The 15,515-nt window shown below is 66.0% G+C and carries 15 protein-coding genes and 1 riboswitch; of the genes, 11 read left to right on the top strand and 4 right to left on the bottom strand.

Features of this window, described 5'->3' with window-relative positions; translation table 11 throughout:
- The first annotated feature begins 60 nt into the window (after positions 1-60).
- Together ACR9Y6_RS16685 and ACR9Y6_RS16680 are read left to right on the top strand one after the other, a co-directional pair.
- A complete protein-coding gene (locus tag ACR9Y6_RS16685; protein WP_481282299.1) occupies positions 61-507 on the top strand; it encodes a DUF2501 domain-containing protein in 447 nt (148 codons plus the stop codon).
- Between the two features lie 71 nt (positions 508-578).
- Entirely contained in the window at positions 579-1,487 is a 909-nt protein-coding gene (locus ACR9Y6_RS16680; RefSeq protein WP_481282298.1) for an SDR family oxidoreductase, read from the top strand.
- A 242-nt stretch (positions 1,488-1,729) separates the two neighbouring features.
- Here the strand turns inward: ACR9Y6_RS16680 and ACR9Y6_RS16675 are convergent, their stop codons facing one another.
- Positions 1,730-3,676, bottom strand: coding sequence for a response regulator (locus tag ACR9Y6_RS16675; RefSeq protein ID WP_481282297.1), 1,947 nt, complete (start codon positions 3,674-3,676; stop codon positions 1,730-1,732).
- A 143-nt stretch (positions 3,677-3,819) separates the two neighbouring features.
- A riboswitch (cobalamin riboswitch) is annotated at positions 3,820-4,031 on the top strand.
- A gap of 156 nt (positions 4,032-4,187) precedes the next feature.
- Here ACR9Y6_RS16675 and ACR9Y6_RS16670 point away from each other — a divergent pair.
- From ACR9Y6_RS16670 to ACR9Y6_RS16640, 7 genes are all read left to right on the top strand, one after another.
- Entirely contained in the window at positions 4,188-6,704 is a 2,517-nt protein-coding gene (locus ACR9Y6_RS16670; protein WP_481282296.1) for a ribonucleoside-diphosphate reductase subunit alpha, read from the top strand.
- Positions 6,705-6,825: 121 nt separating this feature from the next.
- Positions 6,826-7,854, top strand: a complete 1,029-nt coding sequence (locus tag ACR9Y6_RS16665; protein ID WP_306849002.1) for a ribonucleotide-diphosphate reductase subunit beta — start codon at positions 6,826-6,828, stop codon at positions 7,852-7,854.
- A gap of 161 nt (positions 7,855-8,015) precedes the next feature.
- On the top strand, positions 8,016-8,417 hold the full coding sequence (locus ACR9Y6_RS16660) for an acyl-CoA thioesterase (protein ID WP_481282295.1): 402 nt from the start codon (positions 8,016-8,018) through the stop codon (positions 8,415-8,417).
- Positions 8,418-8,457: 40 nt separating this feature from the next.
- The gene (locus ACR9Y6_RS16655; RefSeq protein WP_481282294.1) at positions 8,458-8,898 is read left to right on the top strand and encodes a MerR family transcriptional regulator; all 441 of its coding nucleotides are present in this window, start codon (positions 8,458-8,460) and stop codon (positions 8,896-8,898) included.
- Positions 8,895-9,887: an aldo/keto reductase gene (locus ACR9Y6_RS16650; RefSeq protein ID WP_481282293.1), complete on the top strand. Its 993-nt coding sequence runs from the start codon at positions 8,895-8,897 to the stop codon at positions 9,885-9,887. Before ACR9Y6_RS16655 ends, ACR9Y6_RS16650 begins: the two co-directional genes overlap by 4 nt.
- 43 nt (positions 9,888-9,930) lie before the next feature.
- Positions 9,931-10,758, top strand: coding sequence for an NADPH-dependent 7-cyano-7-deazaguanine reductase QueF (gene queF / locus ACR9Y6_RS16645; protein WP_481282292.1), 828 nt, complete (start codon positions 9,931-9,933; stop codon positions 10,756-10,758).
- A gap of 132 nt (positions 10,759-10,890) precedes the next feature.
- Positions 10,891-11,469, top strand: a complete 579-nt coding sequence (locus tag ACR9Y6_RS16640; protein WP_481282291.1) for a hypothetical protein — start codon at positions 10,891-10,893, stop codon at positions 11,467-11,469.
- Between the two features lie 289 nt (positions 11,470-11,758).
- Here ACR9Y6_RS16640 and ACR9Y6_RS16635 read toward each other — a convergent pair whose 3' ends face one another.
- Positions 11,759-12,535 carry an isocitrate lyase/PEP mutase family protein gene (locus ACR9Y6_RS16635; protein WP_481282290.1) on the bottom strand — a complete coding sequence of 259 codons (777 nt, stop codon included), beginning with the start codon at positions 12,533-12,535 and terminating at the stop codon, positions 11,759-11,761.
- Positions 12,536-12,745: 210 nt separating this feature from the next.
- Here ACR9Y6_RS16635 and ACR9Y6_RS16630 point away from each other — a divergent pair, with 210 nt between their 5' ends.
- Together ACR9Y6_RS16630 and ACR9Y6_RS16625 are read left to right on the top strand one after the other, a co-directional pair.
- Complete coding sequence (locus ACR9Y6_RS16630) at positions 12,746-12,955, top strand: CsbD family protein (protein ID WP_426285890.1); 210 nt, start codon at positions 12,746-12,748, stop codon at positions 12,953-12,955.
- Between the two features lie 37 nt (positions 12,956-12,992).
- Complete coding sequence (locus ACR9Y6_RS16625) at positions 12,993-13,166, top strand: DUF1328 domain-containing protein (protein WP_426285891.1); 174 nt, start codon at positions 12,993-12,995, stop codon at positions 13,164-13,166.
- A gap of 237 nt (positions 13,167-13,403) precedes the next feature.
- Here ACR9Y6_RS16625 and ACR9Y6_RS16620 read toward each other — a convergent pair whose 3' ends face one another.
- Together ACR9Y6_RS16620 and ACR9Y6_RS16615 are read right to left on the bottom strand one after the other, a co-directional pair.
- Positions 13,404-14,099, bottom strand: coding sequence for a dienelactone hydrolase family protein (locus tag ACR9Y6_RS16620; protein ID WP_481282289.1), 696 nt, complete (start codon positions 14,097-14,099; stop codon positions 13,404-13,406).
- A gap of 118 nt (positions 14,100-14,217) precedes the next feature.
- The gene (locus ACR9Y6_RS16615) at positions 14,218-15,498 is read right to left on the bottom strand and encodes a sensor histidine kinase (protein WP_481282288.1); all 1,281 of its coding nucleotides are present in this window, start codon (positions 15,496-15,498) and stop codon (positions 14,218-14,220) included.
- Positions 15,499-15,515 lie beyond the last annotated feature (17 nt).

Genomic DNA, 15,515 nt, shown 5'->3' with positions numbered 1-15,515 from the left:
TACATCCATCTAACGCATCAAGGTTTATCCCTTCCCCACCTTGACCCCCGGAGCCATGTCATGAAGACCTTACTCGCCGGTATCGCCCTCGCCACCGCCTTCGCCGCGACACCCGCGGCGGCGGTACAACTCGACAGCCTGAAGGGCATGATGGGCGGCGGTGGCAGCTCGCTCGCTTCCGGCAGCGTGGGCAACGCCGCGGGCATCCTGCAGTACTGCATGAGCAACAACTACCTCGGTGGCGAAAGCGGCGCCGCGGGCGTGAAGGACCAGTTGCTGGGCAAGCTGGGTGGCCAGTCCGCCCAGGCCGCGCCCGCTCCCACTCAGGACAAGGGCTACCTCGACGGCGCGAAGGGCCTGCTGAAGTCCAGCGACGGCAAGACCCTCGACCTCTCCGGCGGCGGCTCCAGCCCGGCCGGCACCGGCGACCTCAAGGCCCAGCTCACCCGCAAGGCCTGCGACGCGGTGCTGAAGCAAGGCAAGAAGATGGTCGGCATGGGGAAGTGACATGACGTGGACGGGGTATGGACACCCCGGCCCGTAAACCTGAAGGCCTCTCCACCCAAGAGGACCTTCCCATGGCAAACGCAGCCAAGCACGATCCCTACGCCATGCGCGATCCGCGCACCCAGTATCCCCAGCCGGAGTTCTCCAAGCAGCCGCAGCCGGCACCGGGCCTGGCGAGGGAAATGGTTCCCAAGCCGGACCATGGCGAGACCAGCTACCGCGGCAACGCTCGATTGAAAGGCCGCAAGGCCCTGGTGACCGGCGGCGATTCGGGCATCGGGCGTGCCGCTGCCATCGCCTTCGCCCGCGAAGGCGCCGATGTGGCGATCAACTACCTGCCATCGGAGCAGAAGGATGCCGACGAGGTCATCGCCTTGCTCACCGGCGAAGGACATACCGTTATCGGCATGCCCGGCGACCTGAAGGACGAGGCATTCTGCAAGGACCTGGTCGCCAGGGTGGTAAAGGAGCTGGGCGGCCTCGACATCCTCGCCAACATCGCCGGGCGGCAGCAGTACGCGAAATCCATCGACGAACTGGATAGCCAGGCCTTCGAGGCCACGTTCCGTACCAATGTCTTCGCGATGTTCTGGCTGACCAAGGCGGCTCTGCCACATATGCCGCCGGGTGCCGCGATCCTGAACACGGCCTCGATCCAGGCCTACGAGCCCTCTGACATCCTGCTCGACTACGCGCCGACCAAGGCGGCGATCGTGGCATTCACCAAGGCGCTGGCCAAGCAGGCGGCGGATAAGGGTATCCGGGTGAACGCCGTGGCACCGGGACCGGTGTGGACGCCGTTGCAACCGAGCGGCGGGCAGCCACAGGAAAAAATCGTCGAATTCGGCAAGAACGTACCGCTGAAGCGGCCGGGCCAGCCGGTGGAGTGCGCGCCGGTATATGTGTTGCTGGCCAGCCAGGAGGCGAGCTTCATCACCGGCGAGACTTATGGGGTGACCGGCGGGCATATGTTGCCTTGAGGGTGCCGGGGGATAGGGTGGCTTGAGGCGCGCCGTATCGCCGACAGGGTCGGCTCCCACCAGAGCATGGATGCCTCCAGCCCTTGGTGGGAGCCGCCTCCGGCCCCTGGTGGGAGCCGACCCTGTCGGCGATGCTCCCGATCTTGTGGGAGCCGACTTGTCGGCGACGCTCTCGACCTTGTGGGAGCCGACTTGTCGGCGACGCTCTCGACCTTGTGGGAGCCGACTTGTCGGCGATGCTCCTAGCGGCCCGCGATCCGCCCGATCGCATCGATCAGGTCGGCCACCCCATACGGCTTCACGATGATCCGCGTGTGCATGTCGCACTCCACGCCATTGGCCGTATGGTCACCCGTGGCGTAGATCACCGGCAGGCCGGGCTGCGTTTCTCGCAACCGCTCGGCTAGGTCCACCCCGTTCATCCCGGGTAGCCCGACATCGGCGAGAAGGACGTCGATCCTCTCGGCGGCGTGCACACGCAAGGCCTCGTTGCCGTCGCCGGCCTCGAAAGCGATATGGCCCCGGCTTTCGAGCATCTCGCAAATGGACATCCGTATCAGGGCGTCGTCCTCGACGACCAGCACGCGCAGCGAGGCCGACGGCGTGGGTGCCGCCCCCGGCACCGGCACCGCCATCGGCGCCGGCGCGATCTCGGCCGCCGGGCGCGGTATCCGCGCGGCCAGCACATGGCGTACGCGCCGGGCCAGCTGTTCCTTCGTGTACGGCTTGCTCAGCAACTCCACGCCTTCATCGAGGCGGCCGCCATGCACGATGGCGTTCTCGGTATAGCCCGAGGTGAAGAGCACGGCGATTCCTGGTTGCCGTTCCATCGCCTTTCTTGCCAGTTCCGGACTGCGTAGCGGACCGGGCATCACCACGTCGGTGAAGAGCAGGTCGATCGCGATGCCACTTTCCACGATCGACAGCGCGCTCCCCGCATCGCGCGCCTTCAACACGCGATAGCCGAGGTCGCCGAGCATGCCGACCACCGTCTCGCGCACCGCGTCGTCGTCCTCCACCACCAGGATTGTCTCGTCGCCACCGCGCACGGCTTCCTCGTCCAGATCGACCAGGCGGTCTTCGCTCTGCGTGCTACGTGGCAGGTAGATCTTCACCGTGGTGCCCTCGCCGGGCTCGCTGTAGATCTTCACGTGCCCGCCGGATTGCTTGACGAAGCCGTAGACCATCGAGAGCCCGAGACCGGTGCCCCGGCCTTCGGGCTTGGTGGTGAAGAAGGGTTCGAACACCTGCTCGATGATTTCCGGGGGAATGCCTCCGCCGGTGTCGGTCACGGCGATCATCACGTACTGGCCAGGTCGCAGGTCGCCATGTGCCGCGGCATAGGCGCTGTCCAGCAGCGCGTTGCCGGCCTCGATGGTGAGCCTGCCGCGCCCTTCCATCGCGTCGCGGGCATTGAGCGCCAGGTTGAGCAGCGCGTTTTCCACGTTGCCCGGGTCGACCAGCGTGTTCCACAGGCCGCCGGCGACGACGGTTTCGATCTCGATCGCCTCGCCTAGCGCGCGGCGCAGGAGTTCATCCATGTCGCGGATGAAGCGTCCGACATTCACGACCTTCGGTGCCAGCGGCTGGCGCCGGCCGAAGGCGAGCAGTTGCGCGGCCAGCTTGCTGCCGCGGGTCACCCCGGCCATCGCATTGGCGAGGCGCCGTTCCGCACGGGCATTGCCGGTGACGTCGGAGGCGAGAAGCTGCAGGTTCCCGCTGATCACCTGCAGAAGGTTGTTGAAGTCGTGGGCGACGCCGCCGGTCAGCTTGCCGATCGCGTCCATCTTCTGCGCCTGGCGCAACTGGTCCTGGGTGAGGTCGAGCGCGAGATCGCGACCGACGCCCGCGCTGCGCCAGCCCTGGTCCTCGTCGGCGGCCGGCTGAATGGACACGATGGCCGTGCCATCCCAGCGTTCCATGCATACGCGCCAGGGCGAGCCATCCACGGAGCCGAGTTCCGCCGTGCGCATGCCGCTCGCGGCCAGATTCGGCAATTCCGACCTGAACCAGTCACGGCCCGCGGCGTTCCAGATGGACAGGAATCCACCTTCGGGCAGGCGGGCCCTGGCCCAGGCATTGGCGTACAGGAGTTCACCCGTGGGAGAAAGAGCGGCCAGGCCGTAAGGTGCGGCGTCGAACGCTCGGGCGATCAGTTCATTGTCCTGCAATGCGAATGGTGAGGGCATCGATCCTGGGTGATCCGGGAGGGGGAGCGGAGTTTATCGTCGCAGGCTCATGCGCTTTGTGTAGGCCGTCGTCACAATTCGTGAACGTGGCGGGACTTACGCGATTTACACCATATCTTGTGTTGACCGGTCGAGCCATCGCCTATATCGTGTGTCCCGTTGGTGTCCGGAGAGGCGCGACTGCCCGTCGGACTTAATAGGGAATCCGGTGTGAATCCGGAACTGCCCCGCAGCGGTAAGTGGAAACGATCCCGTTCTATTGCACTGGTCCTCGGTGACTGGGAAGCGACGGGTAGGCCGGGCCCCAAAGCCCTCGTCCACGAGTCCGAAGACCTGCCAACAATCGGTGCCTGATCGGTACCGATTGTGGTGACGGCTTCCGCGGGGAAGCACGTCGCGGACCGGAGCCGCCTCGGGTGCGCTCCGTCCCGGCCTTTCCCGTATTGCCTGACCACTTCGAGCCCCGTCCGAGGGAACGGGAGTTTGAACCAGGCCTTGGGGCACGCCACACATGACCACGATGGATTCCGCAGCGCGCGAGCGCACCGAGACGGCCGACCCGGCCGCCACCCCCTCCGCAGCGACCGACAAGGCGCCCGCCGCCGGTTACAAGAACGAAGCACCGCCGGCTTTCGCCCTCACCCCACCCCACAACCCCGGCCAGATGCGCGTCACCAAGCGCAACGGTGGCCAGGAGGTCGTCGACGTCAACAAGATCGTGCGCGCGGTGACCCGCAGCGCCGATGGCCTGTACGCGGTCGATCCGATGCGCGTGGCGCTGAAGACGATCGGCGGCCTCTACGACGGCGCCACCACCCAGGAACTCGACCAGCTGTCGATCCGCACCGCCGCGGCGCTCACCGCCGAGGAACCGGAGTACGGCCAGCTGGCGGCACGCCTGCTCGCCGCCTTCATCGACAAGGAGGTGTCCGGCCAGGACATCCAGTCGTTCTCGCAGTCGATCTCCACCGGCTTCGACCTCGGCATCCTCAACGAGCGCCTGCGCGACTTCGTGCAGGTGAACGCGCGCAAGCTCAACGATGCGATCGATGCCACGGCCTCGCGCCGCTTCGAATACTTCGGCCTGCGCACGGTCTATGACCGCTACCTGTTGCGCCACCCGACGAAGCGGTTCGTCATCGAGACGCCGCAATACTTCTTCATGCGGATCGCCTGCGCGCTTGGCGGCAACGACGTGGCCGAGACGCTGGAGTTGTACCGCATGCTCTCGTCGCTGGAATACCTCGCCAGCTCGCCGACCCTGTTCAATGCCGGCACGGCGCACGAACAGCTGTCCTCGTGCTTCCTGCTGGACTCGCCGCAGGACGCGCTGGAATCCATCTACGCCAAGTACGGCGACGTGGCCCAGCTGTCGAAGTTCGCCGGCGGCATCGGCCTCGCCTATTCGCGCATCCGCTCGCGCGGCTCGCTGATCAAGGGTACCAACGGCCACTCGAACGGCCTCGTGCCGTGGCTGAAGACGCTGGACGCCTCCGTCGCGGCCGTGAACCAGGGCGGCAAACGCAAGGGCGCGGCCTGCGTTTACCTGGAATCGTGGCACGCCGACATCGAGGAATTCCTCGAACTGCGCGAGAACACCGGTGACGATGCGCGCCGCACGCATAACCTCAACCTCGCCAACTGGGTGCCGGATCTCTTCATGCGCCGCGTGGAGACGGACGGCGACTGGTCGCTGTTCGATCCGAAGATCGTGCCGCATTTCGTCGACACCTGGGGCGCCACCTTCGACGCCGCCTACGAGACCGCCGAAGCCGAAGGCCTGGCGGTGAAGACGATCAAGGCGCGCGAACTGTACGCGCGCATGCTGCGCTCGCTGGCGCAGACCGGTAACGGCTGGATGACCTTCAAGGATCGTTCCAACGCGACCAGCAACCAGACGGCACGACCGGAAAACGTCATCCACCTGTCCAACCTCTGCACCGAGATCCTCGAGGTGACCTCGGAGGGCGAGACAGCGGTGTGCAACCTCGGCTCGATCAACCTCGCCCGCCACGTGGTGGACGGCCAGTTCGACTACGAGAAGCTGTCGACCACCGTGCGCACGGCCGTGCGCCAGCTGAACCGCGTGATCGATCTCAACTTCTACCCGATCGCCTCGGCGAAGACGGCGAACGTGAAGTGGCGTCCGGTCGGCCTGGGCGTGATGGGCCTGCAGGATGTCTTCTTCAAGCTGCGCCTGCCGTTCGATTCCGACGAGGCCCGGACGTTGTCCACCCGGATCGCGGAGGAGATCTATTTCCACGCGCTGTCCATGTCCAACGAGATCGCCGAACGCGACGGCCCGCATCCGGGCTTCGAGGAAAGCCGCGCGGCGAACGGCGAGCTGCAGTTCGATTACTGGCCGGCCGCCATGCCGACCGGCAAGGACGGCCGCTGGGCGGAACTGCGCGAGAAGATCAAGGCCAAGGGCCTGCGCAACTCGCTGCTGATCGCCATCGCCCCCACCGCGACGATCGCCTCGATCGCCGGCTGCTACGAATGCATCGAGCCGCAGGTGTCCAACCTGTTCAAGCGCGAGACGCTGTCGGGCGACTTCCTCGTGGTGAATCGCTACCTCGTCGACGAGTTGAAGACACTGGGCCTGTGGACCGCCGAGATTCGCGACCAGATCAAGCTCGCGGAAGGGTCGGTGCAGGGTATCGCGGCCATCCCGGCGGAACTGCGCGCGGTGTACCGCACCACCTGGGAACTGCCGCAGAAGGCCTTGATCGATCTCGCCGCCGCCCGCGGCGCCTATATCGACCAGAGCCAGTCGCTGAACCTGTTCATGGAAAACCCGAACATCGGACAGCTTTCCTCGATGTACATGTACGCGTGGAAGTCGGGCATCAAGACGACGTACTACCTGCGCTCGCGCCCGGCCACGCGCATCGCGAAGACCACGGTCAGTTCGTCGTCGGCTTCCCTGCCGGCGCCCGCCGCACCGGTCGCCGACGCGCAGGAGCAGGCCGAGGCCGCGGTGTTCTGCTCGCTCGAGAACCCCGAGTACTGCGAAGCCTGCCAGTAAAAAGAAAGTACATGTGGGAGCCGATTCATCGGCGAAAAGCCGACGGAGCGGTTTAGCCGAAACGCCCGTCGCCGCTGAAGCGGCTCCCACGGAAGCTGTTCACATTTTCCCGAGGTACCCAATGTCCGCTTCACCGATCACCCGCGATACCCACATCCTCGATCCCGGTTTCGAACTGACGCTGCGGCCGATGAAGTATCCGCAGTTCTACGAAATGTATCGCGCCGCCATCCGCAACACGTGGACGGTGGAGGAGGTGGATTTCTCGCTCGACGTGACCGACCTGAAGGCGAAGATGTCCGATGCGGATCGCCACCTGATCCATCGCCTCGTCGCCTTCTTCGCCACGGGCGACACGATCGTGTCGAACAACCTCGTGCTGAACCTCTACCAGCACGTGAACTCGCCCGAGGCGCGCATGTTCCTCTCGCGCCAGCTGTACGAGGAAGCGCTGCACGTGCAGTTCTACCTCACCTTGCTGGATACCTACATCCCCGAGCCCTCGGAACGGAACAAGGCCTTCGCCGCGATCGAGAGCATTCCCTCGATCCGGCAGAAGGGTGAGTTCTGCTTCAAGTGGATCGACTCCATCCAGGACCTCAACCGCCTGGAGACGCGCGAGCATCGCCGCCAGTTCCTGCTCAACCTGATCTGCTTCGCCGCGTGCATCGAAGGCCTGTTCTTCTTCGCCGCTTTCGCCTACGTGTACTACCTGCGTTCGCGCGGACTGCTGCACGGATTGGCCTCGGGCACCAATTGGGTGTTTCGTGACGAATCCGGGCACATGGCGTTCGCCTTCGAAGTGGTGCGCACCGTGCGCGAGCAGGAGCCCGACCTCTTCGACGAGGACATGCGCCAGCAGGTGGAGGCGATGCTGGAAGACGCCATCGCATGCGAAACGCAGTTCGCGGCGGACGTGCTCTCCGGTGGCGTGGCAGGGCTCTCCGTGAACGACATGCGCCAGTACCTGGAATACTGCGCCGACCAGCGCCTGGTGCAACTCGACATGCCGAAGAAGTACGGTGCGAAGAACCCCTTCGACTTCATGGACCTGCAGGACGTGCAGGAACTGACGAACTTCTTCGAGCGGCGCGTCTCGTCGTACCAGGTGGGCGTGCAGGGCGAGGTGGCGTTCGACCAGTCGTTCTAGAGGCATCGCCGACTCTGAGGGCATCGCCGACAAGTCGGCTCCCACAAGAGCATGCTCACGGTACCCTGTGGGAGCCGCTCTTGTGGGAGCCGACTTGTCGGCGATGCCCCGGACCCTGTCCGCGATAGCATGGTCGCCTCACCTCACAAGGCCGCACCAACATGCCCCCCATCGACCGCCCCACCGAGGCCCGCGTCCTCGAGATCGTCTTCCCCGACCACACCAACCACCTCGGCACGCTCTTCGGCGGCCAGGCGCTGGCATGGATGGACAAGGCCGCCTTCCTCGCCGCCTCGCGTTATTCGCGGCAGATCGTGGTCACCGCGCGCTCCGAGCAGGTCGACTTCCACGTGCCCGTGCGCAAGGGCCAGATGGTGGAACTCATCGCCACGGTCGTATCCGTGGGCCGCACGTCGATGAAGATCGACGTGGCGATGTACACCGAGGACCTGATCTCGGGCGCGCGTGAACTGTGCACCCGCGGCACCTTCACCATGATCGCGCTGGACAGCGACCATAAGCCGACTCCCGTACAGCCGCTACCGTCCCCCCTGTTGACTTAGAGCGCACTCGAAGGCGTACGCTCTTCGAATGCCCCATTCGATGACCATCGCCGAGGCCGCCCTCGCCACCGGCCTGACCACCCACACGCTGCGCTACTACGAGCAGATCGGCCTGATCGACCCGGTGCCACGGCGCGGGGGACAACGTGTCTACGGCGAAGCCGAGATGCGCCTCATCGACTTCGTGCTGCGCCTGCGCGGCACCGGCATGTCGATGCGCGACATTCAGGAATACGTGCGTTTGCGCCGCCTGGGCGAGACCCCCGAGAGCATCCGCCTGCGCGGCGACCTGCTCGCCCGGCACGCCACCTACCTGCGCGGCCAGTTGACCGAACTGACCGAGACGATCGCGCGACTGGACGAGAAGATCGCCCTGTACCGCTCGATCTACCCCGACGAAGCCATCCCCCTCCCCGCCGAGCCGCCCGTGACACCGGCGGCGCCGGCGAACGCCCCCTCGAAACGAAGGAGACACGCATGATCACCCGCAAACTGGGCACGCACGGCCCCGAGGTCTCGATCCTCGGCCTCGGCTGCATGGGCATGAGCGAGTTCTACGGCGCCGGCGACGAGAAGGAATCGGTCGCCACGCTGGAACGCGCGCTGGAACTGGGCATCACCTTCTGGGACACCTCCGACGCGTACGGCCCGCATACCAACGAGGAACTGCTCGGCCGCACGCTCGCCGGCCGCCGCGACAAGGTGTTCCTGGCCACCAAGTTCGGCATCGTGCGCGATCCGAACGACCCGATGAAGCGCGGCATCAGCGGCCGTCCGGAATACGTTCGCCAGTCGGTCGAAGGCAGCCTTCGCCGCCTGAAGACCGATTACATCGATCTCTACTACCAGCACCGTGTCGACCGGACGGTACCGATCGAGGAGACCGTCGGCGCGATGGCCGACCTCGTGAAGGAAGGCAAGGTACGCCATCTCGGCCTGTCCGAGGCTTCGGCCGAGTCGATCCGCAAGGCGGCGAAGGTGCATCCGATCACCGCCCTGCAGAGCGAATACTCGCTGTGGACGCGCGATCCGGAAACCACCGGCACGCTCGCCGCCTGTCGCGAGCACGGCATCGCTCTGGTCGCCTATAGCCCGCTCGGGCGCGGCTTCCTCACCGGGGCCATCACCCGGCCGGAAGACTTCGCCGAGGACGACTACCGTCGCGTCAATCCACGCTTCACCGGCGAGAACTTCGCGAAGAACCTGGCCATCGTGGAGAAGGTGAAGAAATTCGCCGCCGACAAGGGCTGCACCCCCGGCCAGCTCGCCCTCGCCTGGGTGATCGCCAAGGGCGACGACATCGTGCCGATCCCGGGCACCAAGCGGGTGAAGTACCTGGAGGAAAACGCCGGCGCGGTGGAGGTGAAACTCAGCCTGGCCGAGATCGCCGAGATCGACGCGGTGTTCCCGCCGGACTCGGCCGTGGGCGACCGCTACGCCTCCAACATGATGGGCTCCATCAACGCCTAAGTGCTTGGCTTATAATGGCGGTTTGTGTCAGCAGCAAACCGCCATGTCGTCCCCCGATCACTCACCGCTGGGCAAGGCCACCGTCTATGCCGACCGCTACGACGCCAGCCTGCTCTTCCCGATTCCACGCCAGGGCAAGCGGGACGAGATCGGCGTGTCCGTCGGCGCCCTGCCTTTCCATGGCGTCGACGTCTGGAACGGTTATGAACTCTCCTGGCTGGATGCGCGTGGCAAGCCGGTCGTGGCCGTGGCGGAGTTCCGTTTCCCCGCCACCACGCCGAACATCGTCGAATCGAAGTCGTTCAAGCTCTACCTGAACGGCTTCGCCCAGGAACGCATGGCCGATGATGCGCAGGTGCGCGCCACGCTGGTCCGCGACCTGTCGGCTGCGTCCGGCGGCCCCGTGGACGTGGTGTTACGGGCGCCGAACGACCTGGACGGCACCCCGCTGGGCGAGCCCGAGGGCATCCTGCTGGACACGCAGGAGCTGGATTTCGACAGCTACGGCCCGCCGCGTCCGGATTTCCTCGCCACGCACGAAGGCCACGTGCGCGAGGTGCTCGTGTCGCACCTGTTGCGCTCCAATTGCCCGGTGACCGGGCAACCCGACTGGGGCAGCGTACAGGTCGCCTATACGGGCTCGCCGATCGACCGGGCGGGACTGCTGCGCTATCTCGTTTCCTTCCGCAGCCACACGGAATTCCACGAGCAGTGCGTGGAGCGCATCTTCATGGATCTCCGTGCCCGCTGCGCGCCGCGCGAACTCTCGGTCTATGCGCGCTATACCCGGCGCGGCGGCCTGGACATCAATCCGTTCCGCAGCACGGACCCGGCCGCCGTGCCCGCGAACCCGCGTGGTGCGCGCCAATGATGAATGGCGCATTCATGCGTTCTTCATTGGTCTTGCCTTTAGTTGTGTAGCCTGTACCCTGCGGCGGCCAAGGGGATCCACCTTGACGCCCCCTTTGTTTCGAACCTGACAAGCCACTCCCGGAATCCAGACATGAAGCTTTCCTTCCGCTCGTCCGCCCTCTGCACGGCCACCGTCGCCGGCCTGCTGGTCCTCACCGCCTGCGGCAAGAAGGAAGAGCAGCAGAACACCGCCCCGGCCGCCGCCTCGACGGCTCCGGCCGCACCCGCCACCGCTCCGGCACCCGCCGCGCCGGCCCCCGCGACCACCGCCGCCGCCGCGCCCGCCGCCCAGCCGACTGCCGCCCCGGCAGCTCCGGCCGCCGAGTCGCTGAAGGTCGGTTCGGTCACCCTGGGCAGCGCCGTGGGCACGGACAAGAAGGTCGCCAAGGCGAAGACCGCTTTCGCCCCGACCGACAAGACCATCTACGCCTCGGTCGCCACCGAGGGCAGCACCGCCGGCGCCACGCTCAACGCGAAGTGGACCTACCAGGACGGCGACACCACCACGACCGTCAGCGACATCAGCCAGTCGATCAGCACCGATGGCCCGGCGGTCACCACGTTCAAGATCCAGAATCCGAACGAATGGCCGGAAGGCAAGTACAAGGTCACCGTCTCGCTCAACGGCCAGGCCGTGGGCAACGAGGCGTTCGAGGTCAAGAAGAAGTAAGCCTTCATACCGTGCGAACAAGAAGGGCGCGACCTCGGTCGCGCCCTTCTTGTTTCTGGTGGGAGCCGACCCTGTCGGCGATAGTTGCTTGCCTCAGCTCAGGAAAGGAAGGCTCTTGTGGGAGCCGACCTTGTCGGCGATGGGTGCTTGCCATAACTTGGCCCGCTGCCGCGGGATCGCCGACGAAGTCGGCTCCCACAAAGTCGGCTCCCACAAGAGCGGCTCCCACCAGGGGCGGCTCTGCAACCACAAGGTAGGCCCCTGCAAGGGCGGTTCCCGATCGGCGAACCTACCTGGCCAGCAGCGTGTTCAACGTGCCGTAGCCGATGTCCTTCGGCTCGGTCCCCAGGAACTCCGCCGCCATCCGCCCCGCCGTCGCATACGCTTCCAGCGACAGCGCGATACCCGCGCTGAGCCTCCGCGCGCCCGCGGCGAACAGTTCCTCCCGCGACGGCAATCCCGGCACCAGCATCACGTTCAACGGCATCGGCCGGAGCGCCGCCGCCACGCGCCGGATTTCATCCAGCGCCGCGATACCTGGCACGAACATGCCGTCGGCGCCCGCTTCCCGATAAAGGGTCGCGCGCCGAAGCGTTTCCTCGACGGCGGCATCGCCCGATGCCATGCCGCGCAAGTAGACATCCGTGCGCGAGTTTATGAAGAGGTCGCGTCCAGCGAGCCGGGTGCGGATCGCGCGGAGCTTGTCGGCCAGCAACGCGGGGGCCTTGGTGCCGTCCTCGATGTTGATCCCCGCCACGCCAGCGTCGACCAGCGACGAGACGAAGTCCGCCACCTGCGCAGGGTCGTCGGAACACCCTTCCTCGATATCCACGGTCAACGGAACGGTTACCACCCTCGCTATCCGGCGGACGGCGGCGAGCATCTCCGCCACGGGCAGGCGGTCGCCGTCGGGCCAACCGCAAGACCACGCGACACCGGCGCTGGTGGTGGCGACGGCTGGCGCCCCGGCGTGCTGGACGACGGCGGCGCTGGCGCCATCCCAGGCGTTGGCGAGCGCCAGCAAGGAAGTACCGGCGTGCAGGTCACGGAAAGTCTGGGCATTCATGTGTCGAGGGTCCCCGCGGAGAAAGTGCCGACACGATCCGCCACCGTGGCCCCGATCGCAACGCCTTTTTGCCGTGTACGGCGCGCCAAGGCGCGGTGAGACACCACCTCACCCCCTACAGACGCCGGCTTCAACACCGCGATGCTCGAATGGCACCCGTCCTGGCACGGCGACGAGCGCCCTGCGGGCATGACCGATCGAGGAACCTCCATGAACGAAGACACCCTCAAGGGCAAATGGAAGCAGCTGAGCGGCAAGATGAAGGAACAGTGGGGCAAGCTGACCGACGACGACCTGACGGTTGCCGAAGGCAATAGCGAATACCTCGCGGGCAAGGTCCAGGAACGCTATGGCGTGGCGAAGGACGAAGCGGAGCGGCAGGTAAAGGATTTCCGCGACCGCATCGATCGCCAGTACTGAGCCCTTCCCCATCCCAACTCGCCAGAGGAGACAAGCCATGCTTCATTGGGCCGTCATTTTCTTCGTCATCGCGCTGATCGCCGCCATCTTCGGATTCACCGGCATCGCCGCGGGCGCCGCCAGCATCGCGAAGATCCTGTTCGTGGTCTTCCTGATCCTGTTCATCCTTTCGTTGTTGTTCGGAGGCCTGCGTCGCGGCCCGAGGGTATAGCGAAGACGGGTGGAAGCCGGTCGACGCAGGCCCGCCCTGCCGGGGTGGCTGTCGACCGGGTGGGAGCCGACCTTGTCGGCAATGGGTGCTTGCCATGACCTGGCCCGCTGCCGCGGGATCGCCGACAAGGTCGGCTCCCACCGGGGGTATTTCCTACCGAGCACTTCTTACCCGATGTTTCCTACCGGGCATCTGGCCGGCCCATTGAATGGGTCGGCCATCGTGGGGAACTGATGTTCAGCCCAGGTGCTGCTTCAGGAATGCGCGGGTGCGGGCATTCGCCTTCTCCGCATCCGCCGCGTCGTAGTGGTCGCCCTGGGGGCGGGCGAAGGCGTGGTTTCTTCCCTCGTAGACGTGGATCTCCACGTTGGGGCGAGAGGCCAGCACCTGCTTGATCTTCGCCTGTGCGTCCCTGGTCATGAATTCATCGGCACCGGCGAGGTGCATCAACAAAGGCGTCGTCATGTTCGCGCCACGCTCGACGAATTCCTCCGTACGGCCACCGTAGTATTCCACGGCCGCGTCGACCTTGCCGCGCGCGGCGGTGAGGAACGACAACAGGCCGCCAAGGCAGAAACCCATCACGCCCGCCTTGCCAGTCGATTCCGGCAGCGCACGCGCGGCCGCGATCGTCGCCTCGATGTCCTCCTCGGCCTTGGCGAGGTCGAGCTTCATGTAGTACCCCACCGCCGTCTTCCAGTCGGCCTCGCTATGTTCGGACAGAAGGATGCCGGGCTCGAAGCGCCAGAACAGGTCGGGCGCCACGGCGATGAAACCGTCGCGAGCCAGGCCATCGGCGATCGCGCGGATGCCCTCGGTGATACCGAAGATTTCCTGGACCACGACAACGACCGGCGCGGGCGTCGTGGCGGGCATGGCGACATAGGCGTCGAATGAACCATCCGGTGTTTTTACAGTGAGGGTGTGGGACACGATGGAACTCCGTCAGGGTTGCGGGGCGCGAACGGCGCCAGTAACGAAGTACGTTAGCAGGCGGCGCCCAAAGGGGTCTTAGACAGAAGTGACCTCGCGCGCCCCGCCCCATCCGCGGTCATCGCGCGCCCGGCAGCAGCACCGTCGCGACCAGGCCGCCCCCTTCGCGGTTGGCCAGGGTCAGGTTGCCGCCGATGGAGCGCATGAGCTGGGTGGCGATGGCCAGGCCCAGGCCCGCGCCGCCCGTATCCCGGTTGCGCGAGGCTTCCAGGCGATAGAAAGGTTGCAGCACCTCGTCGAGTTCGTCCTCGGGAATACCCGGCCCCCGATCCGACACGGTGATGTGGAGACCATCGCGAGCATCCTGCGAAACGCCGATCTCGGCCGACCCGCCGTACTTGATCGCATTGTCGACCAGGTTACCGAGCACACGGCGCAAGGCCCTGGGCCGCGCCAGGCAAACACCGTGGATGCTGCCGACCAGCGTCACCAGCTGGCCCGAGTCCTGATAATCGAAGACGAGGCTTTCGAGAAAAGCCGCGGGGTCGATGCGCACGGGAGCCTCTTCACCGCCGTGCGCGCTACGCGCGTAGGCCACGCCTTCACGCACGAGATGTTCCATCTCGCGCAGGTCGTCGAGGATCCTGTCGCGGGCGGTGCTGTCGCCGAGGGACTCGGCGCGCAGGCGCATCCGCGTGATCGGTGTCTGCAAGTCGTGGGAGATGGAAGCAAGGATATGTAGGCGTTCCTTCAGGTAGCGCCCGATCCTGTCCTGCATCGCGTTGAACGCCACCGCCGCATGCGCGACCTCGGTCGGCCCGTCCTCGGCGAGGCGTGGGTTGTCGATCGCCGGAGTCAAGCCTTCGGCCGCGCGCGCCAGGCGTGCCAGCGGTCGCGTCGCCTGGCGCACGGCGATCCATGCGCAAGCCAGCAACACCACCACTTGCACGATGAGCACGAAGGGCAGCCAGTCCGCCACGGGGACGCCGCGCGGAGTGACCTCGAGCGTCAACGGGGAACCGTCATGCAGGGTGAGGTGCACCTGGTAACGCTCCGGCGAGACGGACGTGGTCGCGCCATGGACCCGGAAGGCCGGGCCGACCTCCTTCGCGATCAGGCCGGTCACGTCGCGTGAGCGTTCGGTCGCCAACGGCTCGCCTTCCTCACCCGGTCCGAGGATGAAGCGGTAGTTGTCTCTTTGCAGGCGTGGCAGCCATTGCGGACGCTCCGCCGCGGGCACACGGTCGAGCACCGCCACCGAGGTGCCGACATCGTGCTCCAGGGTGTTGAGCATGACGGTCGTGGCGCTCTGGTAGCGCTCGTAGAACATGAATCCGAACGACAACCCCTGGGCGAGTAACAGGCCGGCGAAGATGATGATGTAAATGCGGGAAGCCATGCTTCGTGGCCACCAGC

Source organism: Luteibacter sp. TLI7-4A (genome assembly GCF_056754745.1).
This window is presented reverse-complemented; position numbering and strand designations above follow the sequence as displayed.

Bases quoted from the DNA above. Each gene is read 5' to 3' on its own strand.
- ACR9Y6_RS16685 (WP_481282299.1), top strand. From the start codon at position 61: ATGAAGACCTTACTCGCCGGTATCGCCCTCGCCACCGCCTTCGCCGCG.
- ACR9Y6_RS16680 (WP_481282298.1), top strand. From the start codon at position 579: ATGGCAAACGCAGCCAAGCACGATCCCTACGCCATGCGCGATCCGCGC.
- ACR9Y6_RS16675 (WP_481282297.1), bottom strand. From the start codon at position 3,676: ATGCCCTCACCATTCGCATTGCAGGACAATGAACTGATCGCCCGAGCG.
- ACR9Y6_RS16670 (WP_481282296.1), top strand. From the start codon at position 4,188: ATGACCACGATGGATTCCGCAGCGCGCGAGCGCACCGAGACGGCCGAC.
- ACR9Y6_RS16665 (WP_306849002.1), top strand. From the start codon at position 6,826: ATGTCCGCTTCACCGATCACCCGCGATACCCACATCCTCGATCCCGGT.
- ACR9Y6_RS16660 (WP_481282295.1), top strand. From the start codon at position 8,016: ATGCCCCCCATCGACCGCCCCACCGAGGCCCGCGTCCTCGAGATCGTC.
- ACR9Y6_RS16655 (WP_481282294.1), top strand. From the start codon at position 8,458: ATGACCATCGCCGAGGCCGCCCTCGCCACCGGCCTGACCACCCACACG.
- ACR9Y6_RS16650 (WP_481282293.1), top strand. From the start codon at position 8,895: ATGATCACCCGCAAACTGGGCACGCACGGCCCCGAGGTCTCGATCCTC.
- queF (WP_481282292.1), top strand. From the start codon at position 9,931: ATGTCGTCCCCCGATCACTCACCGCTGGGCAAGGCCACCGTCTATGCC.
- ACR9Y6_RS16640 (WP_481282291.1), top strand. From the start codon at position 10,891: ATGAAGCTTTCCTTCCGCTCGTCCGCCCTCTGCACGGCCACCGTCGCC.
- ACR9Y6_RS16635 (WP_481282290.1), bottom strand. From the start codon at position 12,535: ATGAATGCCCAGACTTTCCGTGACCTGCACGCCGGTACTTCCTTGCTG.
- ACR9Y6_RS16630 (WP_426285890.1), top strand. From the start codon at position 12,746: ATGAACGAAGACACCCTCAAGGGCAAATGGAAGCAGCTGAGCGGCAAG.
- ACR9Y6_RS16625 (WP_426285891.1), top strand. From the start codon at position 12,993: ATGCTTCATTGGGCCGTCATTTTCTTCGTCATCGCGCTGATCGCCGCC.
- ACR9Y6_RS16615 (WP_481282288.1), bottom strand. From the start codon at position 15,498: ATGGCTTCCCGCATTTACATCATCATCTTCGCCGGCCTGTTACTCGCC.